The sequence below is a fragment of the Psychrobacter sp. YP14 genome, from assembly GCF_003209315.1.
Classification (GTDB): domain Bacteria; phylum Pseudomonadota; class Gammaproteobacteria; order Pseudomonadales; family Moraxellaceae; genus Psychrobacter; species Psychrobacter raelei.
In genome coordinates, this window is the sequence record NZ_CP029789.1 from 1,096,049 (window position 1) to 1,120,581 (window position 24,533).

Genomic DNA, 24,533 nt, shown 5'->3' on the forward strand with positions numbered 1-24,533 from the left:
AAAAACAACTTTAAAAAGGGGGCAATAATGGACCCGAAGCATTCTGATAATAATAGTGGCAAACCCACATTAGATAAGCCAAATCTTGATAGGCCAGTCTTTGACTCAACTACTGAGTTTGGGCATTCAAACTTGGTGCGTCAACCCATAGGTGCGCCTGATATATTAAGCCATGAGCAGCAAGAGTCTTTGATTCGTTATAACCACATCACCTACTTATTATATGCGCTTAGCTTTTTTACAGCGGGCTTGATGTGGATAGTGCCTATTGTTATGAATTATGCCCGCCGCCAGCAGGCTGACGGAACTTGGCTTGCCACACATTTTGATTGGCAAATTAAGACCTTTTGGTACAGTATTATCTTAGGCATCCTAGGCATTATCATAGGTGTGATTGGCTTAGGCGGATTGGGGATAGGTGTGTTTGCCGATAGCTCAAATGTGGCCTTAGGCTCAACTGCTCTTACTGTGGTCGGCGGCATTATATTTTTGTTTTCAATCATTTGGCACATCTACCGTATTGTCAAAGGCTGGATAGCCTTAAGTGATAAGCGGCCTATTTAGTAAGTGGCCATAATAAACGTGCCAAATCTCACAGTGACATCAATCACTTAGCTGTATTTTAGCGGTTATTTTAGTGGTTATTTTAGTTGTGACTAATCGATGATTTGGCTTACGTATGCTGTTATAATCAATACCTCTTGAGTAGAACACAACTTATCTTGAGTAAACCCATAATTGATCGAATGTGCTTGATTGCCATCTTCTAAATTTACTTATTTCATAACAGGTTACCTAGCGTTATGTCCTACGCCTTACTACGCCCTTTCTTATTTAATTTAGATCCTGAACATGCTCATGAGCTTACGCTGCAACTGCTAGAAAAAGCGCACAAAGCTCGGGCGCTTGGTTTTATCTATTCTCAGCAGTCTTTGCCGACTGAATGTATGGGTTTGCAGTTTTCAAACCCTGTGGGATTGGCAGCCGGCTTAGATAAAAATGGTCAATATATTGATGCGTTGGCTGAGCTTGGTTTTGGCTTTATCGAAGTGGGTACTGTGACGCCAAGACCGCAGCAAGGTAATGAAAAACCGCGCTTATTTAGAATCAAAGAGGCCGATGCGATTATCAACCGTATGGGCTTTAATAATCTAGGGGTGGATCGCTTAATCCAGAACGTTCAGCGTGCAAAATACAAAGGCAATATCGGCATAAATATTGGAAAAAATGCAGTGACGCCGGTTGAAAATGCCGCCGATGACTACATATATTGCTTAGACCGCGTATATCCTCATGCCTCTTATATTACGGTCAATATCTCCTCTCCAAACACCAAAAATCTACGTGACTTGCAAAGTGGTGAGGCCTTAACTGAGCTGCTAGACAGCATAAAAAACCGTCATAGTCAGCTGGCAACAGAGTATGGGTTTTATGTGCCCATGGTGCTAAAAGTAGCACCAGACTTAACCCCTGAGCAGGTCGATTATATTGCCAACCAGCTTATTGAATTTGATATTGATGGCTTGATTGCTACCAATACTACGTTAAGTAGAACAGGGGTAGAGGACTTGCCGTTTGGTGATGAGGCAGGTGGACTCTCAGGTCGCCCTGTGGGTCATCTAAGTACCCAGATTATCGAACAGTTTTATGAGCGACTAGAGGGTAAGGTGCCTATTATTGGGGTTGGCGGTATTGATAGTGGAGATAAGGCGGTACGTAAGTTAAACGCTGGCGCTACCATGATACAGCTGTACAGCGGTATGATTTATCAAGGGCCAAAACTGGTGCAGCAGTGTGTCGAAGCCATTACCAGTCATCGTGATGCCATGATGCTTTAGTAAGCCATCAATTGATAAAACAACTAAAGTAGGCGTGGAGAGAGTATGGGGTTTTTAGACATTGTTATTGCCATTATGGTGCTGGCAGGGTTGTGGCGAGGCTTTAGCGCAGGTTTTATTCGTAGCGCCATCTCGCTGGTAGGCTGGTTTATTGCCCTATTAGCTGCAACGCGCTTGGCCGATGATGTGGCGCCTTATTTGGCCAATGTTGTCAGCTCCCCCGTATTACAGATGGGCGCAGGCTTTTTGGCCGTGGTACTTATCGTAATGCTGGTGATTCAGATACTCACCATGCTGGTGTCTGGTATTGTCAAAAGCCTAAAGCTTGGTTTTATTGACCAGCTGGCCGGCGGGGTACTGGGTGCTTTTAAAAACCTACTTGTGGTGCTGGTGATGCTTAGTGTATCAGCGCCGGTACTGGTCAATACGGCCATGTGGCAGTCCTCTGTGCTTGCTCCAGAGCTACTGCCTTATGCCCCTTTTGCCAAAGAATTTGCTACCAAAGTGTTGGGTGAGGCATGGCAACAAATTGATGTGCCTGACTCGAAAAGCAATGAGCCCTCTGCTGTTGATTCAAACTCAATGGAGCAGCAGTAAGCGGGTTGATAACCAAAAGCTGAGTGTTTTCAGCGATGAAGTGTAGTTTAGCCACCACTAAATGAATCTTTTAACCAGTAAAGACTATTTTAAAAGGATAGAGTATGTGTGGAGTTGTAGGTGTTGCAGCACATGAACCAGTCAACCAGATGTTGTATGACGCATTAACTGTACTTCAACACCGTGGGCAAGATGCCGCTGGTATCGTGACCATGAAAGATGGACGCTTTTTTCTGCGTAAAGACAATGGTATGGTGCGTGATGTGTTTATGACACGTCATATGTTGCGACTTGTGGGTGAGTTTGGTGTGGGTCATGTCAGATACCCAACAGCAGGCACTTCAAGTAGTGCAGAGGCGCAACCTTTTTATGTAAACTCTCCTTATGGCATTACACTTGCACATAATGGTAACTTGACCAATGCAGAAACCTTGGCAAAAGAGCTGTATCAAGATGACCTACGTCATCTAAATACCAACTCTGACTCAGAGGTATTATTAAACGTATTGGCGCATGAAATTCAGGCATTAGGCAAAACTCAGCCTACGCCCGATGACATTTTTGATGCGATCAGCTCAATGTATAAGCGTATCGAAGGCGCTTATGCTGTAGTGGCGCTAATTACTGGTCAAGGCCTGATTGCTTTTAGAGACCCTAATGGTATTCGTCCACTGATTTACGGCGAGCGTGAAGCTGCTGATGGCCGCATCGAATACATGGTAGCTTCAGAGTCAGTGGCTCTGACTGGATCAGGATTCAAAGTGGTTCGTGATATCAAGCCTGGTGAAGCCATCTTTATTGACCTTGATAATAAGATGCACACCCGTCAATGTACGGAGCAAAAAGAGTACACCCCTTGTATGTTTGAGTATGTATATTTTGCGCGTCCAGATTCTATTATGGACAACATCTCAGTATACAAAGCGCGTCTGCGTATGGGCGAGAAATTGGCTCAGAAGATTTTGGATGAGTGGGGCAATGAGCACGATATCGACGTGGTTATTCCTATCCCAGATACATCACGTACCTCAGCGATGGAGCTGGCGCTTAAGCTTAATGTGAAGTACCGCGAAGGCTTTATGAAAAACCGCTATATCGGCCGCACCTTTATTATGCCCGGTCAGCAGCAGCGCAAAAAATCGGTGCGCCAAAAGCTAAATGCAGTACCGCTTGAATTTAAAAATAAAAATGTCTTATTGGTCGATGACTCTATCGTACGTGGTACGACCTGTCATGAGATTATCCAAATGGCGCGTGATGCCGGCGCCAATAAGGTGTTTTTTGCCAGCGCCGCGCCACCGGTTAAATTCCCGAATGTCTATGGCATTGATATGCCAGTACGTCATGAGCTGATTGCATCAGGTCATACGGTAGAAGAGGTTCGTGACATTATCGGTGCTGACCGTTTGATTTTCCAAGACCTAGATGACTTGATTGAAGCGGTACAAGATACTAAGCACAGCAAGGTAGAAGGTTTTGATTGTGCGGTATTCGATGGTAAATACATCACAGGTACCATTACCCCTGAGTATTTAGACTACCTGCAAGAGCAGCGCAACGATCAGGCCAAAAGCAAGGCAGGGGGAGTGGAAGTCATTGCAGATACGCCAGTGGACATGACTGGGGTACAAGAAAACTAAGCGAGGCGTTTAAGATCATTATCATCTGATAATATAAAGCAGATTGATGTTGACTGAAAAATTGCCCGCCAAGCTCACCATTAGTTTGTTATGATAAAAGCACTGCATAATTTATGCGGTGCTTTTTTTATGCTCATAATAGACCACAGTTTCTTTGTTTGACCTTTAACTAATAACAAACTAAAAATAAAATAGGATGGTTATGTTTCAGATATCTTTAAATAAAATTGCGATTGGCTCGCTGCTGAGTATCACTCTGGTAGCCCAAGCCATGACGGTACAAGCTGCCAGTCAGGGCGTCAACCCCAGCCAAAACTCTCATCCACCCACACCCAAAGTGAATATCGTCAGCAAAACAGCGCCTATTTTTTATGGTTCACAAGGCGCTTATCCTTTTTCTAAGGCGGTTCGGGCAGGCGATACTTTGTATCTATCAGGCGAACTGGGTATGAAAGACAATAAACTGGTATCAGGTGGTATTAAAGCGCAGACCGCTCAGGCCTTAGACAATATCAATCAAACCCTGTTAAGCTACGGTTACCAAAGCTCGGACTTGGTCAAATGTATGGTGATGCTCACTGATATTAAAGATTTTGATGCGTTTAATGACGTGTATCAGAGCAAGCTAAGTAAACCATATCCGGTACGCTCAGCCTTTGCCGTTAAAGACTTGGCACTAGGTGCTAAAGTTGAAATAGAGTGCATGGCCGTTAAATAGCCAGCTTAGGTTGGGCTAGTATGGATCATAAAAAAGACGCCCTGATACAAGGCGTCTTTTGGTGTTCTGGCGTTGGACAATATAACCGCTGCGCAATAACACAGGGGCTAGTAATAGCCGAGTACTTTCCACCAGATTAGACCAGAGCCAATCCAAACCACTAAGTTCACCACACTCATGATAGCGCCGACTGTCCACCACTCTTTTAAGGTGGTATAGCCTGAGTTAAAGATTACCGGAGCGGTACCGGTAGCATAGTGGGTGAGCGTCATCATGATGTTACCCGCGGCTGCTAATATGAGTGCATACAGCATAGGGGGCGCGCCTAGGCTTAAGCCGACTGCATAAAAAGCGGCGAACATGGCGGTCACGTGTGCGGTAGTACTGGCAAAGAAATAGTGCATGTACAAATAGACCAAGGTCAAAATTGCCACAGCGCCGACCCAGCCCACACCTGTTAGAGCAATGGCTGATTCGATATTGGATGAAAACCAACTGATTAAACCTAGTTTATTGAGATAATCAGCCATCATGACCAGCGCGCCAAACCATACGATGGTGTCCCACGCCGATTTTTCTTTTAGCACATCCTCCCAAGTCAATACACCAGCCATAATCAGCACAGACAAGCCTAAAAATGCTGTGGCTGTGGCATCTACACTAAACTGATCACCGAAGATAAGCGCAGGAATATTGGCCCAAAGCAGTAGCATTAGGGCAAACACCGCCAGCATAATTTTTTCTTGACGGGTGACGGAGCCAAGCTTGGCTAGGTTTTCTCTTGCATAGTTTTTGGCGTCAGGAGTCTCTTTAATCTCTGGCGGATACACCAGATAAATCACCAGCGGCATAATCAAGATACACAGTAGCCCCGGCACAAACATCGCCAGTGCCCAAGTGGTCCAAGACAGATGAATGTCGCTGCCTGTTGCCTTGTTGACTAAGTCAACGACTAAAGGGTTGGGCGCTGTGGCAGTAATAAACATACCAGAGGTAATGGGGTTGGCATGATAATTGACCATCGCCAGATAACGCCCCATCTTATTTTGGGTACCCTCTTCAGGCGTGGAGTGAAAGCTTAGCGCGATAGAGCGCATAATAGGATGAATAATCCCGCCACCTCGGGCTGTGTTTGAGGGCGTAATAGGCGCAATCATCAGCTCCGCTGCCGCTAATGAATAACCAATACCTAAGGTCTTTTTGCCAAAGATAGAGATGAAGTAATAGGCAATTCTTGAGCCAAGCCCTGTTTTAATCAGGCCACGTGATATCATGACCGCGATACCGATGAGCCAAATTAAGGGGCTTGAGAAGCTTGATAAGGCATCTTGCATAGCCGCTTTAGGCGTCTCAGCTGTCACGCCGGTTAAGGCCACTAAGGTAATACCGATAATGGCCAAAGCACCAATGGGTAAAGCCTTACCGATGATAGCCACGATGGTTGCCACGAACAAGGCTAATAAATGCCAAGCATTGTCGGTGACACCTTCAGGGGTGGGAATCACAAACCAAATAATAAGTCCTACCGCTATTGCTATTAGAGTAGGCCAAAGCTTAAAGGGAAATTTTTCAGGAGCTTGTGACATAAATATTCCTAAGTTAGTTTTTATTATAAATTAATACATCTTGGTTGCGCCATAAGACAATAGCGGCCACCACAAAGCGAGAAGCTAATAACCAATAAACCCCAAACCAGATGACCAGCATGGCATGCTCAGACCCATAAAGTGCGTACACTATATAGGTTAAAGGAAAGAAGATAGCCGACACGATAATGGCCACTTGACGGATTTTTGATCCTGCAGTTAAGCCAAACATGATGCCATCTAGCCAATAAGCACCAGCGCCCATTAATGGCAGTAACGTGGCCACATAACGATACTCTATGGCCAAGTCATATACCGCTGTCAAGTCGGTCATTAGGCTTAAAAAATAAGGCAAAACAAACGCCCAAATGATGCTTAACGATAAGGCCAATAGAAATGTAATGACACCAGTACGCTTGAGTGCAGTGATAAACTGATCACGACCCTTACGCGCCGCCGCCTGTCCTGATAAGCTCTCAGCTGCCACAGCAACCCCATCTAACGCAAAAGCGGAGATACTAAGTACTTGTAGCAGCAGTGCATTAGTGGCCATCACCAAGTCGCCTTGCTGAGCCGATAGACGAGTGATCCAAGCAAAACTTAAGGTAAGCAAAATGGTGCGGATAAAAATGTCTTTGTTCAAAGAAAACAAGCTGAGCATTTTATCAGCGGCATAAATTTGTTTGAGCCTAAGCGTTAAGTCTTGGGGCGGGGGTGACGCCAAAGCTTTGTGGGGCGAGGCAGCGGTACTTATGCTTGCCAAGCTTTTTTTGGCCAAAATAAGGGCGGTGACACAGCCGGATGCATAGCCGATGACTGTGCCCAAAGCCACGCCTTCAAGACCCATATCAAACAGATACACAAAGCTTAAAGTGAGCACAATATTAATGATAGAAATAAGCAGCTGCACCATCATCATTTGATTGGTTCGGCCTTGTCCGGCAAACCAACCAATAAAAGCGTAGTTCATCAGCTCAAACACAAGGCCATAGTAGCGTACGCTTAAGTAGGTATGAGCAGCTGCACTGCTGTTTGGCTGTGCACCGAGTAAGTCAAGGCCCAGACTCAAGATATAGGGTCGACATACCCACAGTAGCGCCGCCAATATCAGCGCAAGACCCAAGGAGCGGTACAAGATATCAGCCAGCTCATTGGGCGTAGCTAATCCGCTGGCTTGTCGACCCAAAGCTTGAGCGGCAAGACCAGATGACGCATATTGCAAAAAATTAAAGCTGACTAAGATAAGTAGCCACAGCTGTGAGGCAATGCCTAAGCCGGCCAAATTATAAGAGCTTGGAAAATGGCCTACCACACCCACATCAATAGCGCCTTGTAGTGGCATTGCAAGATTAGCAATCAGTACAGGGGCGGCAATAGCAATGATATGACGATAACTAAGATTGAGGGGAGCGGCTGAGTCTTGAGTCATAAAAACCTTAACTTTTTAATCAAATATGAAAGCAAATACAACATGGCCGGTCACAAAACATAAAAGCACCCTAAGGTGCTTTTATGGCTTGCGGCATATCAATTGCTGCATAAAAAATGTTAGGTGGGGCTAGTATCTCTTGGCAAAGATATTAACTCAAGAAGCAAGCTGTAACTTTAGTTAGCAAAGCTTCTTGAGTGATCTCCACAGACTTTATCTTAGTCTTCAAAAGCCTTAGGGTCGTTGAAGCTGACCACTTCTTCTTGGAATTCAGGCTTAACTTTTACGACGAAGTCATCACGCGATAAGCCTAAGGCTAACGGGATTGAGCTTGAGATGTACGTAGAAGAATAAGTACCTGCAATCAGACCGATGAAGAAGGCGAAGGAGAACCAGTATAGGCCGGCACCACCTAAGAACAGCATCGCCAATACCACAACCAATACCGTAGATACGGTCATAATAGTACGGCGTAAGGTCTCTGTGAGCGATAAATCAATGATTTGCCTTGGGCTGGCATCACGCACCCGTCTGAAGTTCTCACGGATACGGTCAAACACAACAATGGTATCGTTCAATGAGTAACCGATTAACGCCAAGATGGCGGCTAATACAGTCAAGTCAAATGGAAACTGAAATAACGCAAACACCCCTAAAGTAACAATGGCATCATGCACTAGGGCCAATAAAGCGCCCACAGCCAACTTGAACTGGAAGCGAACCGCAACGTACAGCATCATCATGACCAACGCTGTGACGATGGCAATGAGTGAGCTAAGATATACCTCGCTGCCCACCTGACTACCAATGATGTTTAAATTGCTAATTTCAGCATTGTTACCTGGTAAATCCAATGCTTTACCTAAGCTTTCATTAAGGCCAGCCACGTTATCTGACTGAGGGGGTAGACGTACCAAAAGCTCAGTAGTACCACCAAGATACTGTACGACAGCATCATCAAATCCAGATTTCTCTAGAGACTGAATGACCTCAGTCTGCTCTACTGGATTTTCATATTTGACATCTGCTGAGACACCACCGGTGAAGTCTAGCCCTAAATTCAAACCATTAATGAGCAGCGCACCGATACTGATCAAAACCATCAGAATTGAAAAAATAGCCATCGGCTTTTCAAGCTTCATGAAGGGGATGATGCGCTTAGAACCTACCGCTTTAATGCCCCCTTCGGCTAAAGCGGCTTCATCTTCATAGACGTCTGCATCAAAGCCATTGCTGGCTGCTAAATCTTGAGAGGTGGTTAAGTCTGTAGACTCTGACACCGCACTGCGATTTGAGCTGTTATTTTTACCATCACGGCGAGGGCCACGTCTGCGGCGACGACCGCCTTCAATATAGTCAGGATGTGAGCCGCCTGGCGTGTTGTTCGGTTGGTCGTTTTGATTGTTATTAGACATTATTCTCTCCTAGCCTATGCTCAATTTATCGACAGATTTACGGTTGCCATAAATCAGGTGAACCAAAGCACGTGTCACGATGATGGCTGTGAATAGCGAGCTTAAAATACCAATCGCTAGGGTAATTGCGAACCCTTTGATTGGACCAGAACCAATTGAGAATAAGATAATAGCGACCAATAACGTGGTGATGTTACCATCAAAAATACTGCTAAAGGCGCGGTCAAAACCGGCAACAATAGCAGATTTTGGCCTTACGCCCTCGGCAATCTCTTCGCGTATACGCTCAAAGATAAGCACGTTGGCATCCACCGCCATACCAATGGTCAATACGATACCAGCAATACCAGGTAGGGTTAAAGACGCCCCTAAGATAGACAATACCGCAATCATAATAATAAGGTTAAAGGCCAAAGCAATATTGGCAATCACCCCAAACAGACGATAGAACAAGATCATAAATAAGAAGACCAGTAAGTAACCAATCTTAGTTGAGAACAAGCCATCATCGATGTTTTGTTGACCCAGTGACGGACCAATGGTGCGCTCTTCTACGAAGTACATTGGCGCAGCCAGAGCACCAGAGCGAAGCAATAATGCCAGCTCAGCGGCCTCAGCATTACTGTTTAAGCCAGTAATACGGAATGAGGAGCCCAGCACCGCTTGAATATTAGCTTGGCTAATGATTTTGGTCTCAGCGTAGGGGGTACGCGTCTCAATGGTCTCGCCAGTGTTTGGGTCTTTGCTATAGGCGATTTTTTGTTTGTTTTCAATAAACAGTACAGCCATCTGCTTGCCAACAGCGCTCTTAGTGGCATTTTGCATCAGCTTACCACCAGCGGTATCTAGGGTAATATTTACCTCAGGTGCCCCATTTTCATCTAGACCAGAGGTGGCGCCTTGGACTTTTTCACCCGTTAAGATGGGCTGACGGTTTAGCAAAGATGGTGGGCCATCAAGTGTCATGTAAGGAAAGGCTTCGGTGCCTGCAGGAGGAATGCCACCTGCATAAGTGGTGTTCTCATCAGCAACTAAGCGAAACTCTAAGTTTGCGGTACGACCTAACACACGCTTGGCTTCAGCGGTGTCTTGGACACCTGGCAATTCAACCACAATACGGTTGCTACCTTGCGACTGAACCAACGCTTCTGATACCCCAAGCTCAGCGATACGGTTACGTAGTGTGGTTAAGTTTTGACCCACTGCGTATTCATTAATCTCTTTTAAAGTTGCCTCATTATAATTCAGGCGCAGCGCAGGACCTTGATCATCCATCAATGCCTGCATGTCAAACTGGGCACCATGGTCACGCTGGATAATGCGCTGTGCTTTGTCACGCAGATCAACATCTTTAAAATGCAGTACTAAGCCTTGCTCCACCACGTTAATACCTTTGGCGGCCACACGCTCAGCACGTAAGCTGCTGCGCACATCATTACTAGTGGTTTTTAGACGCTGCTCTAAGGCTTTGTTCATATCGACTTCAAGAACAAAGCGCACACCACCACGTAAGTCTAGCCCAAGCTTTAATGGCTTGGCACCGATACTGCGCAGCCATTCTGGGGTAGTTTGAGCCAGGTTTAAAGCCACAACATAGTCATTACCAAGTTGTTGGCGCAGTACTTCTTGAGCTTTTCGTTGCTCTGCCCCGTTTTCTACACGTAACAAAGCACTGTTACCTGAGAAAGTGGGATCATGATAGGCGATACCCGCTTCATCAAGCAGTTGAGTGGATTGGGTTAGCACCTCTTCAGTCAGCTCGGTACCTGCTGAGGCACTGGTTACTTGAACCGCAGGTTCGTCAGGATATAAATTCGGCAGAGCATAAAGCCCAGCGATGACGAGCACGGTGACGATTAAGAAATATTTCCAGGCAGGGTAATGCATAGTAGCTTCTTCACTTGAGGGAAGGGAAACAGTAGAGTGCTATAGGCAGTCTTTAACAGATAAGATACGTATAAAACGAGGTGATAAGCGCTATTGTTAAAGCAATCAAATTGGGCTTATAACACTGAACTATAGTTATCGCGAGTGACGCACTCTAATTCATTTAACTAAAACATATAATCCAAAAACCACTCCCATTTTGCCGTTAAACCAGTGATGGTTTAGGGGCATGGGGTTGGTTTTTGGATTAATTAACGGTCATAATAAACTGTTATTGCAAGCCATCAATTGTGCCATTTGGCAAAACTGAGATGACAGAAGCACGTTGTATCATTACGTCGTTTCTATTGTTTAGGCTAACTACCGCGTAATCGCCTTCAATAGATTTGATTTTGCCCATTAAGCCGCCGGCGAAGATAACTTCGTTGCCAACAGCCAACGAGTCCACCATATTGCGGTGCTCTTTGGCGCGTTTTGACTGAGGTCTGATCACCAAAAAGTAAAAAATTGCGAAAATGGCTAATGGGAAAATCCATTGCATAATCATAGCAGGGCCACCGGCCGCTTCTGGAGCCGCGTGGGCCGCTTGAATAAATAAACTCATCTTACTTCCTTAAAATTCAATAAATAACAGGGATTAGCTGTCGGCGGCAAGGCCTACGTTAAGGCAGGTCACCGACCTAAGATTGCGCATAATCTGACAGGCAATTTATGCCGCCCTTCCTGTTATTGGTATATAGGGCTATAGTTGTCATAATTTAACACGCATAGTACCAAAAAAATGGCCTATTGATAACTATTACTTGTAATACAGCACGTTAATCCGTGTGATTCGGTCATTTTTCACAAAAAAACAGATTATGGCATAAAATGAATGCTAGCGGCATGCGCTTATAAAGCGTTATAATCGCATTTATTAGCGTATTTAATAAGTCAATGTCTATAATAAATGCGCCCTATTTTACTTTTTTTCTAAATTTGATTATTTTGAGGTCACTATGCGTTTTGTCTTAATTGTTTTATTATTTTTGATTTTTGGCTATTCTTTGGGTCTGGTATTGGTCAACGGTAGCGAAGTGGCAGTAAATTTACTGTTTACTCAAGCGCCAGCCATGAACTTAGGTCTGTTATTAATTTTGTGTCTGTTCTTAGGTGTCGTGATCGGCATGCTATTGGCTTTATTGCTGTTTAAAGTACTACAAAACAAGTGGGAAATTGGCCGTTTGAATAAAGAGAACAAGCGCTTACAAGAAGAGCTGGCTCAGTCAACCATCGAGATAGAGCGTCTATCAACCGTTAAGACTGCCGATCAGACCATCTATGTTGACTCACAAGCGGGCGTAGATCCCGTGGATACGACCGTTATTAGATAAGATAAGATGTTATAGCGATTAAAAAACGACCTCAGGGTCGTTTTTTTTGGCCGAGTGTTTGAGTGACGGGTCATAACAATCGATTAACATGAAAACTAAGTGGTCAACTGTGGATTAATTTAGCGCTTTGCAGGCGCATCCTATATACTATTTATTTGCTCAAGCTTATCTGCTAAAGCGATTTAATCAGCTCATTTTATTATTTATGATACATGCTTAGGAGGCAATGTGACCCAACTTCAGCAGTCCAAGTCAATTCTGCAAAACAAACCACAATTAACCCGGCCCAATTCGCCTATTATTGTGGCGTTAGATAAAGCCTCTTTGAATGAAGCCTTGGCTTTGGCCGATCAGCTGGATCCTAAGTATTGCCGCGTAAAAGTGGGTAAAGAGCTGTTTACACGCTGTGGACCTCAAATTATCGATGAGTTACATCAACGAGGCTTTGAGGTGTTTTTGGATCTAAAATTCCATGACATTCCCAATACCACAGCACAAGCGGTATTGGCAGCAGCAGATATGGGGGTATGGATGGTCAATGTACATGCCAGTGCTGGTCTTGAAGCGATGCAGACGGCCAAAGAGCGCTTGGTAAACGGCGGCCATGAGACGTTATTGATTGCAGTGACAGTATTGACCTCTATGACTGAGGTGGGGCTGCGTCAGCTGGGGATCGATGTGCCGGTCAATGAGCAAGTTGAGCGTTTGGCGCTGCTGACTAAAGAGGCGGGACTTGATGGGGTAGTGTGCTCCGCTCAAGAGGCCAGTCGTCTCAAACAGCTTTGTGGGATGGATTTTCAATTGGTGACCCCAGGCATCCGTACCCTTGAGGATGCAGCCGATGACCAAAAACGTATTTGTACCCCAGAGCAGGCTATGAAAAACGGCTCAGATTATCTGGTTATAGGCCGCTCTATCACCCACGCTGATAATCCCACCCAAAAGATGTCACAAATTCTTGATACGTTATGAAACTACAACTATTAAGTGATCTTCATATCGACAGTTATGCCAAACGGGATAAGCCGCTGGGCCATATCCCAAAGACAGCGGCCGATATTATCTTGGTAGCCGGAGATACCGCCAACAGTGATAAGGGGATGGCTTGGCTACAGCAGCAAGCCATGCTCAATGAAACGCCTGTGGTGACCATTGCCGGAAATCATGAATATTTCTCAGAAGACATTTTGTGCTTCGATCAGCAGCTGGCTCAGTGGGATACTTTTGACAGTAACCGCATGAGTGGGCTAAGAGTACTACAGTGTGATCAGATTGATATCCAAGATGTGCGTATCTTAGGCTGTACTTTGTGGACCGACTATCAGTTTGGTGCCACCGAAGAGACGCGAGAGGTCGTCATGTCATTTATGCGAGACTACCGACAAATTTACGCAGGCGAACAGTTATTCTCGCCTGAGATTTCGGTGCAGATTCATGCTCAGCACCGAGCTTGGCTCAAGCAGGCTTTAATAGAGGCACACAGTGAGCACAAGAAGGTAGTGGTCATGACCCATCACAGTGTCACCCCCAGATCGGTATCACAGCGGTACGCAGGTATGCCAAGCAATGCTGCATTTGTCAGTGATTTAAGTGCTTGGATGCACAAGCCCTGGGCTCCCAAGCTATGGCTACATGGTCATACGCATGAGGCTTTTGACTATATAGAAGGCAATACTCGAGTGATTGTGAATCCCCGTGCTTATCCTGGTGAGGTGAGTAGTACTCAATTAGAGTTTGACTGGTCAAAAATGGTGGAGGTTTGATACGGCGAAATTATGACAAATAATTCAACAGATAAAATCACAAGCCATGACGTTCGTTTGGATAACAAGTCCATACAGCCGGAGTTTGGTTCTGCCAAGCTTAACACAGGCGATTTAACACTCACTGCCAATACCCCCAGTCTACATAAGACAGCGCCGGCGCCTGCGCATCTGCCACCGAGTATGATGCATTCGGTTAAGCATTTGCCGCATAATAATGAGCGGCTGATTTTATTCACCCGTCATTCTTTAAGAGAGCGCTCAAATGGTCAGGGCTTTGCCAGCTATGACTTACCGTTAACCCCACAAGGCCGAGTGTTGGCCAAGTCATGGGGGCGCTGGCTGGCAGAGTCTTTACCGTACTCTTTAGATACGCATAGTATTGCCAGTCCCATTTGGCGCTGTGTAGATACTGCCAAATTGATGCAAGAGGGGGCGGGGGTGAGTCAGCCCATTGCTCATGAGCCGCTATTGGTCGAGCCTGGTAGTTTGGTGGTTGATGCTAAGCTTGCCAATGCGGTGTTTAAAGAGATTGGTGCTTTAGAGTTTATCAATGCTTTTTTACAAAATAGCTTGCCAAGTACTAAGCCTGCCAATAAAGGGGCTTTAGATTTATTATCTGTACTGTATCAATCGCAGCCGCAGCCGGGACATTTGTCACTGGCGGTCAGTCATGATACTTTGCTCGCGGCATTTTTGGGGGTTATGACCCAAAGCACAGGTATTACTTGGGATGATTGGCCTAAGATGATGGAGGGGATGTTCTTGTGGTTTGATGATAAGCCGTTTGAGCAGGCGACTGCCAACTTTATTTGGCGTGGTGAGAGATTTGAAGTACCCACACAGCGTTTAATATTGCCTTAGTCTGCCAGTCATTTAAAGATTTATGGCTAAATTTGAAGTCTGTATCTGACAAAAAAAGCCCCTAACTTCATAAAAAGTTAGGGGCTCTTTTTTGGGTTATATCAAATCAATTAAGCTTTAAGTGCTTTGATTGCTTTGTTATAACGGCTCTTATGACGAGCAGCTTTGTTCTTATGGATAACACCTTTATCAGCCATACGATCAATAACAGGTACTGCTTTGTTATAAGCGGCAGTAGCGGCATCATAGTCACCAGCTAAGATAGCGGCATCTACTTTTTTGATGTAAGTACGGATCATTGAACGCTGTGATGCAGCGTGCTGACGACGAGTGTTGTTTTGACGAACGCGTTTACGAGCTTGTGCTGAGTTAGCCACGGATGTCTCCTTGGTAGAGTTTAATTACTAAAATTAGGACTCAGTAATAATTACTGATGAATATAAAAATCAATAGTTTATAGCAAAAACTAATTGACGCAAAATTCTATTTGTAAAATAACACAAAACTTATCAATTAATGCCATTAAGCAAGCTTAGGGCAGGGCAATGGTAAGCTTTCCTATTTTAGCCATCATGGATCTGAGACTATCCATTGACTAGCAAATAGTTGTTGACACAAAATAGCTGGTTATCAGAGCAGCCCATCTAATAACATGATATTTAAGTCTAAAGGGTTGTGAGTAATCACTTATCTTAGCTTAAATCTAAGCGGCCGTTGTGTCATTTACACCAAATTGGAATATTATATTTGTGTGTAAATTAAAGCCGCCAATTTTAACAAATTTGGCAGCTTAATACAATATAAACTCAAGAAATGAGCGGCTTTTGGGGCATATTAATAGCACCAAAGGCCTATAGCGAGATTATTATTTTTCTAACTGCTTAGGATCGGCTTTAACCACTCTGGTTTTGGCAATCCTATCGTGAATACTGCGGCGCTCTTTATTTATAGTCATCACCACAAAATCAGCCAATAAAATCATAGGGCCTACCATGGGTAGAATATACAGTGCTGACGTAATGACGCTGCGCATTAAAATAACCTGAGTCACTGAAGCCAGTTTTTTTGACTGCTCATCAACAATACGAATACCATTCACCAATTTACCAATGGTCTGCCCACGTCTTAGTAATAAGATCAGCTGAATGGCAAACAGCGCCAAAAACATAATCGAGGTCATTGAGCTTAAATGCTCAGGAACCGATTGCGCCAATTGGGTCATTTTTTCCATGTCGCCATTGGTGGCGGTAATTTTTGCAAAATCATAATTTAAGCCTGACAAAAAGGGTAAGTAGCAGGCCAAAAATAATAAAGCATCGAGCAGTACCGCAAAAACTCGGCTGCTAATGCTGGCCAGCTGTGTGGGCGCGGCCATGCTGGCGGTCTGTTTTTTTAGACTAACTGGTTTATTGATATTAAAAGGCTTATTGCCTGAGGGCGATGTAGTCGAATGAGACTCTTTTTTGCCATAAAGCTCAGCCACAGACACTCGCTTTGGCGGTACTGAGCTTATGCTGCCATTTGGGTTGTAGTGATTTTTGCCTTGGGTCATTTCACCAACTTGCTGCCACTGTTCCATACCGGCATGCCACATCAGATCACTTAAGTCTACCTGACCGGTGGCAAGCATATTATTGAGCTCTGTGAGCGTGTAAGGACCCGCCTGAACTTGGTTTCTTGCTAGATAAATCTGCATTGATATAACAACCTTTTGTAAAATCAAAACCACTACTTAAGACAAAATTCATTAAAACAGTTAAATTAAAGTGTTTAAGCTATTTTTATCCCTATAGTTTTTATAGTTGGGTGTAGCGCGGTGGCTTTCAATCTTATTTATTATATTAAATGAAAAAGACCACAATAATCAATAAAACTTGATAATTGTGGTCGCCGGATTAGAGGCTAAAGATTAACCTCTAAGCTGTCTGCTTTTCAGCGCTGTGCCTAATTAGCCATTTTGTTTGGCATTGGCATCATCGGCTAAGAACATCCAAGTGTCTAGGACTGAGTCTGGGTTTAATGATACAGAGTTGATACCTTGCTCCATTAACCAGTAAGCTAGATCTGGGTGATCTGATGGGCCTTGACCACAGATACCGACATATTTACCTTGCTTACGGCATTCTGCAATGGCCATTGACAGTAGTTTTTTCACCGCAGCATCACGCTCATCAAATAGATGAGAGACGATACCTGAGTCACGGTCTAGACCTAAGGTTAACTGAGTTAAGTCGTTAGAGCCGATTGAGAAGCCATCGAAATGCTCTAAGAATTCTTCAGCCAATAGGGCGTTGGTAGGTAGCTCACACATCATGATAAGCTCTAGGCCATTTTCACCACGTTTTAGACCGTTGGCGGCTAAGATTTCAACCACTTGACGCGCCTCATCAGTAGTACGTACGAATGGGATCATGATTTTAACGTTGGTTAAACCCATCTCATCACGCACACGCTTTAATGCACGGCATTCAAGATCGAAGCAGTCACGGAAGTTCTCAGACACATAGCGGCTAGCACCACGGAAACCAAGCATTGGGTTTTCTTCTGATGGCTCATACAGCTTACCACCGATTAAGTTGGCATATTCGTTTGACTTGAAGTCAGACATACGAACGATAACAGGCTGGTTTCTAAAGGCCACGGCTAGCGTTGAGATACCCTCAACCAATTTGTCTACATAGAAATCTACAGGAGAGGCATAGCCTGAGATGCGCTCTTTAATGGCTTGCGACACTTCACGTGGTAGCGTGTTCATGTTCAATAGCGCTTTTGGATGCACACCAATCATACGGTTGATGATGAACTCTAGACGCGCTAGGCCCACACCTGCGTTTGGAATTTGAGCAAATGAGAAGGCACGGTCAGGGTTACCCACGTTCATCATAATCTTAAATGGAAGCTCTGGCATAGAGTCGATAGAGCTGCTCTTCACCTCAAAGTCTAATAGACCTTCATAGATAAATCCGGTGTCACCCTCAGCACACGACGCAGTCACTTCTTGGCCATCGGTCAATACTTCAGTGGCATTACCACAGCCAACGATAGCAGGTACACCTAATTCACGAGCAATGATCGCTGCGTGACACGTACGACCACCACGGTTGGTGATGATGGCAGAAGCACGCTTCATAACAGGTTCCCAATCTGGATCTGTCATGTCAGATACCAGTACGTCACCGACTTGTACTTTGTCCATTTCATGGATGCTGTTTACCACACGTACTTTACCTGAGCCTACGCGCTGACCGATCGAGCGACCTTCGCATAAGATTTTAGCGTCTTTGCTTTGTACCAAGTAGCGTTCCATGACGTTGCGGTCTTGGCGACTCTTAACGGTTTCTGGACGTGCTTGAACGATAAATAGCTTGCCTGAATCACCGTCTTTGGCCCACTCGATGTCCATTGGTTGACCGTAATGTTTTTCGATAACCAATGCTTGTTTGGCAAGTTCAGTCAGCTCTTCTGTCGTTAGTGAAAACTGGTTGCGATCTTCTTTTTCTACTTCGATGGTTTTCACTGAACGGGTAGTGCTGCCTTCATCGCCATACACCATTTTTTGATGTTTGCTGCCTAGGTTACGGCGGATAACAGCAGGCTTGCCCTCTTTTAATAGCGCTTTTGATAGGTAGAATTCGTCTGGGTTAACCGCACCCTGTACCACCATTTCACCTAGGCCATAGCTTGAGGTGATAAATACCACTTCATCAAAGCCGCTTTCGGTATCTAGAGTAAACATAACGCCGGCCGCGCCAGTTTCTGAGCGAACCATACGCTGGATACCCGCTGATAGGGCAACACCTGCATGCTCAAAACCTTGGTGAACACGGTAAGCGATAGCGCGGTCATTATAAAGTGATGAGAACACCTCTTTAATAGCGATCAGAACGTTTTCGATACCACGGATGTTTAGATAGGTCTCTTGTTGACCGGCAAATGAGGCATCTGGTAAGTCTTCTGCTGTGGCAGAGGAGCGAACAGCAACCGCAATGTCTTGGCCTTCGCTCATCACTTCAAAAGCGTCACGAATTTCTTGCTCTAGTGACTTAGGTAGCTCTTGTTCGATGATCCAGTTACGAATTTTTTCACCGGTTTCGGTCAGTTTTTTGACATCATCAACGTCTAGGCTTTTAAGCTCATTGTTGATTTTGTCTAACAGACCTGTCTCGATCAAAAAGCTATTGAAAGCCGCTGCAGTAGTAGCAAAGCCGCCAGGAACACTCACACCTAAATCTGATAAGTGGCTAATCATTTCGCCTAAAGAGGCGTTTTTACCGCCGACTGTGTCGACGTCGTTTTTGCCTAGCTTGTCAAGGGTAATAACTTGCGGTGCTGTCATGATAACTCCAGGAAATAAGGTTATTTTTTTAAATTATAACGTTATTTAAAAAAATTGTGTAGGGTCAGTGCGCTGTGAGATTGGGCGTAGTCAACACTCTGACGGGTTACGGTAGTAGATTTGGGAATACTATAGCATTTAAGTTAATTGAGAGTCTATGTTGCCCAGTTGTATCAAGGCTGAATTATGCCGTTTTTAGCCTTTAATAGCATGGGTTATAATCTAATTAAAATACAGATATTTATTTTAGAAATGATAACTTTTTGGTTGTTTTTTGAACAGTTTTGAGCTTAAAGGCAGTTGCTATGGCTATTCTATGGCTATCAAAAATAAGGGCATTTAGCACACAGCCTAAATAAAACCTAAAAAAGACAGACGGGGTAATTGTCAAAATTAACTTAAATAGATTGCGATAAATCAGGTTAAGTTATTACATACTCAAAACTTATTACACACTCAAAACACCGATAATTTGATAAGATGCGCTTAGTTTATAAAATTTGGTTTTTAACGCTCTGCTGCTAAGGAATTTTATGGAAAATCTACTCAATACTCTGTCGGTAAAACCCACCATCCAAAATCGTAGTGCACTGGCTGTCGATGACAAGCCGCAAGTGATTCGGGTGGCCTTTTTTATCTCAGATGGTACCGCCATTACGGCAGAGACCTTAGGCCGCTCTATCTTAAGCCAGTTCGCCAGTGTGCCTTTTGAGACGCGAGTTATTCCTTATGTGGACACCATTGAGACAGCAGAGGCGGCGGTAAAACATATCAATGAAGCCTATCAGTCTACCGGTATTCTGCCTTTGGTGTTTGATACCATTGTGGATCCTGATATTCGTGCGGTGGTGAATTCTGCTCAGGCTTGTAATCTTGATATGTATGAGGGATTAATTGGCCGTATTACTGATGAGATAGGGGTAGAGCCAGACGGTCATTCAGGCCACGCCCATGATAATGTGGACTCAGAAACCTACAAATCTCGTATTGATGCGGTACATTTTGCACTAGATAATGATGATGGCGCTCGCACCCGTCATTATGATATGGCCGATATCATTCTAATCGGGGTATCTCGATCTGGCAAAACGCCCACCTCTTTATACTTAGCCTTACAGTTTGGTATTCGTGCCGCTAACTATCCGCTGACCGAAGATGATTTGTTTGATAACCAGCTGCCCAAAGCGCTACAGCCGCACCGTGGTAAATTGTTTGGTCTGATTATTGATACTGAGCGTCTTCAAAAGATTCGACAAGAGCGCAGAGCCGGTAGTCGTTACGCCAGTTATAAACAGTGTGAAGAGGAGCAGCGGGCAATTCAGGCAATTTATATGACCCAAAATATTCCCAGCCTAAATGTCTCTGAGATGTCGGTCGAGGAGATTGCTACCCGTATTTTACAAATTACCGGATTAAAGCGCCGTATTGGATAAGGCTACTTTACCATGACCTAAGGGTCAGTATTTGTTATAATGGCGCCAGTTTTTATTGGGCATTTTCACAGGCTCTAAAATAGCCAATATCAAAAAGTGATGCCGAAAAAAACATTTTGTGCCACTGAGCGATTGCCGTACCCACTGCAGCCAGAACTATAATACCAAAGAGGATGATATGTCTAAAAAACGTAAAGGTGATGAAACCAGCGATATTAACGATGACAAACAAAGCACTCAAACAGCGGCTAATGAGATTGGCAGTGCTGCACCTAGTGTGTTATCAGAAGTCAAAAAAACGCCTGTCAAAGCCAGTGACAGCTCGTTAGAGGACACCTTGTTTCATCCAAACCTCATCAGTCCATTAGATAACGATCGCATTCGTATCAATTCTGGGTTCACTCGTGACTCTGAGCGCCTAAAAAATGACAATCATGAGTATGAATATGATGCTGTCGTTGTTGGCGCAGGTCCTGCTGGGGAAGCGGCGGCCATGAAGCTTGCCAAATCTGGCAAAAAAGTTGTGGTAGTCGATGCCCGTAGTCAAGTCGGTGGTAACTCAGCCCATGTGGGGACCATCCCCAGTAAGGCGCTACGTCAGTCTGTGTTTAACTTAATTAACTATCGCCGTGACCCTTTATTCTCTCAAGGCTTAGACTATTATCAGGTACCTTTAAATAAGGTGCTGACCAAAGCGCGTAAAGTCGTGCGTAATCAAGTAGACACGCATACCCGTTTTTATGAGCGCAATCAGATTGAAGTGCGTCATGGCTGGGCAAGCTTTGTAGACAATCACACCTTGCATATCGAATTAGGTGACGGCTTAGGCTTTGAAACCATCACGTTTAACAAAGCCATTATCACAGTCGGTAGCCGTCCGTATCGTCCAGACTTATTAGATTTCGATCATCCACGCGTGTTTGACTCTGACAAAATCTTGCAAATGGATTATGTGGTCAAAAAAATCATCATCTATGGTGCTGGCGTGATTGGCTGTGAATATGCTTCTATCTTCACCGGTCTTGGCTATAAAGTGGACTTAATCAATAACCACGACTCGTTGCTCAGCTATCTGGATAAAGAGATTAGCGATGCTTTATCGCATGACTTCCGTCAGTTTGGGGTATTGGTTCGCAATAACGAAGAGATTGAAAAGCTTGAGACCTATGACGACTGCGTTATTTTATATCTAAAAAGCGGTAAAAAAATCAAATCAGATGCCATTTTGTGGTCGAATGGTCGTTCAGGCAATACAGAAAGCCTAAACTTAGAGGGCATTGGCCTAAAAGCCAACAGCCGAGGCCAGCTCAAAGTCGATGACACTTATCGTACTGAGGTTGAGAACATCTATGCTGCCGGTGATGTTATTGGCTGGCCATCACTGGCTTCTGCCGCTTATGACCAAGGCCGCTGTGCAGCTGCCTTCATGGTGGGTGATGAAGATGCTGAGCCGGTATCTAGCGTACCTACTGGTATTTATACCATCCCTGAGATTTCAAGTATCGGTAAAACTGAGCAAGAATTGACCGATGAGAAAGTACCTTATGAAGTGGGTCAGGCTTTCTTTAAGCATTTGGCACGTGCCCAAATCATCGGTGAGCGTTCAGGCGTACTAAAAATCTTATTCCACCGCGAAACCTTAGAGATTTTGGGTATCCACTGCTATGGTAATCATGCCTCTGAGATTATTCACATTGGTCAAGCCGTTATGAAATGTGGTCACAATCTAGAGTACTTTGTGAATACCACCTTTAACTATCCCACCATGGCAGAAGCGTACCGTGTGGCTGCGTTAAATGGTCTAAACCGCGTATTTTAATCTAAGTGGTTCAGTGTTTAACTACCATAAAAAAGGAGACTGCTTGGCAGTCTCTTTTTTATGGTGCAATTACAGTTGCAACTTGTCAGCGGTTGGTGTTGAATAGTTGGATAAATACGACTGATGTTGAGGTAAACGTATGCCTCATATAAACCACAACAAATAAGGACATAACGATGAGCATTAAGCATTACGAAGACGATAATATTTTTGCTAAGATTTTATCGGGTGATATCCCTTGTCACAAGGTATACGAAGATGACAAGACCTTAGCTTTTATGGATATCATGCCGCAAGCTAAAGGTCATGTGTTGGTTATTCCTAAACAAAAAGCGGTAGAGCTTTCGCAGCTTGAGCCTGAGTATGCCAGTGCGGTACTGATGACGGCCAAAAAGGTAATGGCAGCACAGCGTAAAGTATTTGATCGTGAAGGCATTATTCAAATGCAGTTAAATGGCGCTGAGGCAGGCCAAACCGTCTTCCATTATCATGTGCATCTCATTCCCTCTAATATCCATGAGCTGGGTAAACATGCTGTGGTTCAAGCAGACATGGCAGAGCTTGCACAGCAGGCTGAGCAGCTAGCAGCAGCGATTGAGCACGCTTAACAGGCCGCTTTGGGCGCTGGGTATCTAAACCTTAGGTTTTGAGTTAACGCTTGAGTTTTAGGTATTAGCCCTTACAATAACGGCAGGATAAAACGGGCTTGTCCTTATTAGGGCAAGCCTTTTTGTCTGCAAATAATATACTTCTTTTAAAATGATTTTTTGAGCGATTCAATGGCAAATGATATGACATTACCCACCACCTTGGCCGATCATCCCTTATTGCAGCCATTATATATTGGCGGATTAGAGATTCAGAACCGATTGATGGTGGCGCCTATGGCTGGAGTAACAGACAACCCGTTTCGACGCTTATGCAAGTCGTTTGGGGCCGGTCATGCCGTCAGCGAAATGATGACGGCTGATGCCACGTTATATGCCCATAAAAAGTCGTTATTTCGAGCCAACTTTGAGGGAGAAATTGCCCCCATATCCGCGCAAATTGCAGGCGCAGATGTTGATAAAATTGCTGAAGCGGCTCAGTATCAGGTCAATAATGGGGCGCAGATTATTGATATTAATATGGGCTGCCCGGCCAAGAAGGTGTGCCGTAAACTGGCAGGCTCTGCTTTATTAAAAGATGAAGATCTGGTGGCACGTCTGCTGGATGCGACAGTGGCCGCAGTGGATGCACCTGTCACTTTAAAGACACGCTTGGGCTATGAGAATGGACAGGAGAACATCTTGCGTGTGGCCAAACGAGCAGAAGAGGCGGGTATTGCTGCCATTGCTATCCACGGCCGTACTCGAGAAGACAAATACGGAGGTCAGGCCCGTTATGATCTCATTCGTGAAGTAAAGCAATTGGTTAACATCCCGGTGATTGCCAATGGCGACATTGACAGCCCCCAAAAAGCCATAGAAGTGTATGAGCAGACCGGCTGTGATGCCATTATGATTGGTCGTGCTGCTCAAGGTCAGCCTTGGCTGTTTCGAGATATCGCCCATTATTTGCAGACCGGTGAGATATTACCAGCCCCCAGTATTGAGCAGTTAAGACAAATTGTATTGACTCATTTACAAGAGCTATATGATTTTTATGGTGAATACTCAGGCTGCCGCATCGCCCGCAAGCACATTGCTTGGTATACCTCTGGTATCGAGGATTCTAACGCCTTTAGGCAGGCCATGTATGGCGAGGAGAGCACTGCTGGTCAATATAAAGTGGTGGATAAGTTTCTATCCTCTCATTCAGCTCGTGAACGCTAGACCGGCATCAGTACAGACCAA

At 44.6% G+C, this 24,533-nt stretch carries 21 protein-coding genes; 13 read left to right on the plus strand and 8 right to left on the minus strand.

The genetic code is table 11. From position 1 onward, the window contains the following. Window positions 1–27 precede the first annotated feature (27 nt). The 5 genes from DLE54_RS04710 to DLE54_RS04730 all read left to right on the plus strand — a co-directional run bounded on the left by DLE54_RS04710 (window position 28) and on the right by DLE54_RS04730 (window position 4,793). The gene (locus tag DLE54_RS04710; protein WP_011960203.1) at window positions 28–564 is read left to right on the plus strand and encodes a DUF4870 family protein; all 537 of its coding nucleotides are present in this window, start codon (window positions 28–30) and stop codon (window positions 562–564) included. Window positions 565–803: 239 nt separating this feature from the next. Continuing rightward, window positions 804–1,838, plus strand: coding sequence for a quinone-dependent dihydroorotate dehydrogenase (locus DLE54_RS04715; RefSeq protein ID WP_011960204.1), 1,035 nt, complete (start codon window positions 804–806; stop codon window positions 1,836–1,838). A gap of 45 nt (window positions 1,839–1,883) precedes the next feature. Beyond that, a complete protein-coding gene (locus tag DLE54_RS04720) occupies window positions 1,884–2,435 on the plus strand; it encodes a CvpA family protein (RefSeq protein WP_110816423.1) in 552 nt (183 codons plus the stop codon). 104 nt (window positions 2,436–2,539) lie between these two features. After that, a complete protein-coding gene (gene purF / locus DLE54_RS04725) occupies window positions 2,540–4,075 on the plus strand; it encodes an amidophosphoribosyltransferase (protein WP_011960206.1) in 1,536 nt (511 codons plus the stop codon). A gap of 202 nt (window positions 4,076–4,277) precedes the next feature. Then, window positions 4,278–4,793: a RidA family protein gene (locus DLE54_RS04730; protein ID WP_110816424.1), complete on the plus strand. Its 516-nt coding sequence runs from the start codon at window positions 4,278–4,280 to the stop codon at window positions 4,791–4,793. A gap of 107 nt (window positions 4,794–4,900) precedes the next feature. Here the strand turns inward: DLE54_RS04730 and DLE54_RS04735 are convergent, their stop codons facing one another. From DLE54_RS04735 to yajC, 5 genes are all read right to left on the minus strand, one after another. Further along, the gene (locus DLE54_RS04735; RefSeq protein WP_110816425.1) at window positions 4,901–6,379 is read right to left on the minus strand and encodes an anion permease; all 1,479 of its coding nucleotides are present in this window, start codon (window positions 6,377–6,379) and stop codon (window positions 4,901–4,903) included. Window positions 6,380–6,392: 13 nt separating this feature from the next. Next, window positions 6,393–7,808, minus strand: a complete 1,416-nt coding sequence (locus DLE54_RS04740; protein WP_110816426.1) for an MATE family efflux transporter — start codon at window positions 7,806–7,808, stop codon at window positions 6,393–6,395. 218 nt (window positions 7,809–8,026) lie between these two features. Further along, a complete protein-coding gene (gene secF, locus DLE54_RS04745) occupies window positions 8,027–9,223 on the minus strand; it encodes a protein translocase subunit SecF (RefSeq protein ID WP_110816427.1) in 1,197 nt (398 codons plus the stop codon). A gap of 9 nt (window positions 9,224–9,232) precedes the next feature. Then, window positions 9,233–11,110, minus strand: coding sequence for a protein translocase subunit SecD (secD, locus tag DLE54_RS04750; protein ID WP_011960211.1), 1,878 nt, complete (start codon window positions 11,108–11,110; stop codon window positions 9,233–9,235). Window positions 11,111–11,381: 271 nt separating this feature from the next. Then, entirely contained in the window at window positions 11,382–11,714 is a 333-nt protein-coding gene (gene yajC / locus DLE54_RS04755) for a preprotein translocase subunit YajC (RefSeq protein WP_110816428.1), read from the minus strand. Between the two features lie 394 nt (window positions 11,715–12,108). On the opposite strand from yajC, the gene DLE54_RS04760 reads away from it, so the two are divergent. The 4 genes from DLE54_RS04760 to DLE54_RS04775 all read left to right on the plus strand — a co-directional run bounded on the left by DLE54_RS04760 (window position 12,109) and on the right by DLE54_RS04775 (window position 15,110). Further along, window positions 12,109–12,483: a lipopolysaccharide assembly protein LapA domain-containing protein gene (locus DLE54_RS04760; protein WP_110816429.1), complete on the plus strand. Its 375-nt coding sequence runs from the start codon at window positions 12,109–12,111 to the stop codon at window positions 12,481–12,483. Window positions 12,484–12,741: 258 nt separating this feature from the next. Further along, window positions 12,742–13,455 (plus strand): orotidine-5'-phosphate decarboxylase, encoded by a 714-nt coding sequence (pyrF, locus tag DLE54_RS04765; RefSeq protein ID WP_041773576.1) that lies wholly within the window; start codon window positions 12,742–12,744, stop codon window positions 13,453–13,455. Further along, window positions 13,452–14,246, plus strand: a complete 795-nt coding sequence (locus DLE54_RS04770) for a metallophosphoesterase (RefSeq protein WP_110816430.1) — start codon at window positions 13,452–13,454, stop codon at window positions 14,244–14,246. Before pyrF ends, DLE54_RS04770 begins: the two co-directional genes overlap by 4 nt. A 12-nt stretch (window positions 14,247–14,258) precedes the next feature. Further along, window positions 14,259–15,110: a histidine phosphatase family protein gene (locus DLE54_RS04775; RefSeq protein ID WP_110816431.1), complete on the plus strand. Its 852-nt coding sequence runs from the start codon at window positions 14,259–14,261 to the stop codon at window positions 15,108–15,110. A 110-nt stretch (window positions 15,111–15,220) separates the two neighbouring features. On the opposite strand, the gene rpsT is transcribed toward DLE54_RS04775, so the two are convergent. From rpsT to ppsA, 3 genes are all read right to left on the minus strand, one after another. Then, window positions 15,221–15,487 carry a 30S ribosomal protein S20 gene (gene rpsT / locus DLE54_RS04780; RefSeq protein ID WP_011960217.1) on the minus strand — a complete coding sequence of 89 codons (267 nt, stop codon included), beginning with the start codon at window positions 15,485–15,487 and terminating at the stop codon, window positions 15,221–15,223. A 488-nt stretch (window positions 15,488–15,975) separates the two neighbouring features. Beyond that, entirely contained in the window at window positions 15,976–16,806 is an 831-nt protein-coding gene (locus DLE54_RS04785) for an RDD family protein (RefSeq protein ID WP_110816432.1), read from the minus strand. 252 nt (window positions 16,807–17,058) lie between these two features. Next, the gene (ppsA, locus tag DLE54_RS04790) at window positions 17,059–19,446 is read right to left on the minus strand and encodes a phosphoenolpyruvate synthase (RefSeq protein ID WP_011960219.1); all 2,388 of its coding nucleotides are present in this window, start codon (window positions 19,444–19,446) and stop codon (window positions 17,059–17,061) included. Between the two features lie 533 nt (window positions 19,447–19,979). On the opposite strand from ppsA, the gene DLE54_RS04795 reads away from it, so the two are divergent. The 4 genes from DLE54_RS04795 to dusB all read left to right on the plus strand — a co-directional run bounded on the left by DLE54_RS04795 (window position 19,980) and on the right by dusB (window position 24,512). Continuing rightward, window positions 19,980–20,879 carry a pyruvate, water dikinase regulatory protein gene (locus DLE54_RS04795; protein ID WP_011960220.1) on the plus strand — a complete coding sequence of 300 codons (900 nt, stop codon included), beginning with the start codon at window positions 19,980–19,982 and terminating at the stop codon, window positions 20,877–20,879. Between the two features lie 178 nt (window positions 20,880–21,057). After that, a complete protein-coding gene (gene sthA / locus DLE54_RS04800) occupies window positions 21,058–22,698 on the plus strand; it encodes a Si-specific NAD(P)(+) transhydrogenase (RefSeq protein ID WP_011960221.1) in 1,641 nt (546 codons plus the stop codon). Between the two features lie 176 nt (window positions 22,699–22,874). Next, complete coding sequence (locus DLE54_RS04805) at window positions 22,875–23,306, plus strand: HIT family protein (protein ID WP_011960222.1); 432 nt, start codon at window positions 22,875–22,877, stop codon at window positions 23,304–23,306. 171 nt (window positions 23,307–23,477) lie between these two features. Then, complete coding sequence (gene dusB / locus DLE54_RS04810) at window positions 23,478–24,512, plus strand: tRNA dihydrouridine synthase DusB (RefSeq protein WP_011960223.1); 1,035 nt, start codon at window positions 23,478–23,480, stop codon at window positions 24,510–24,512. Window positions 24,513–24,533 lie beyond the last annotated feature (21 nt).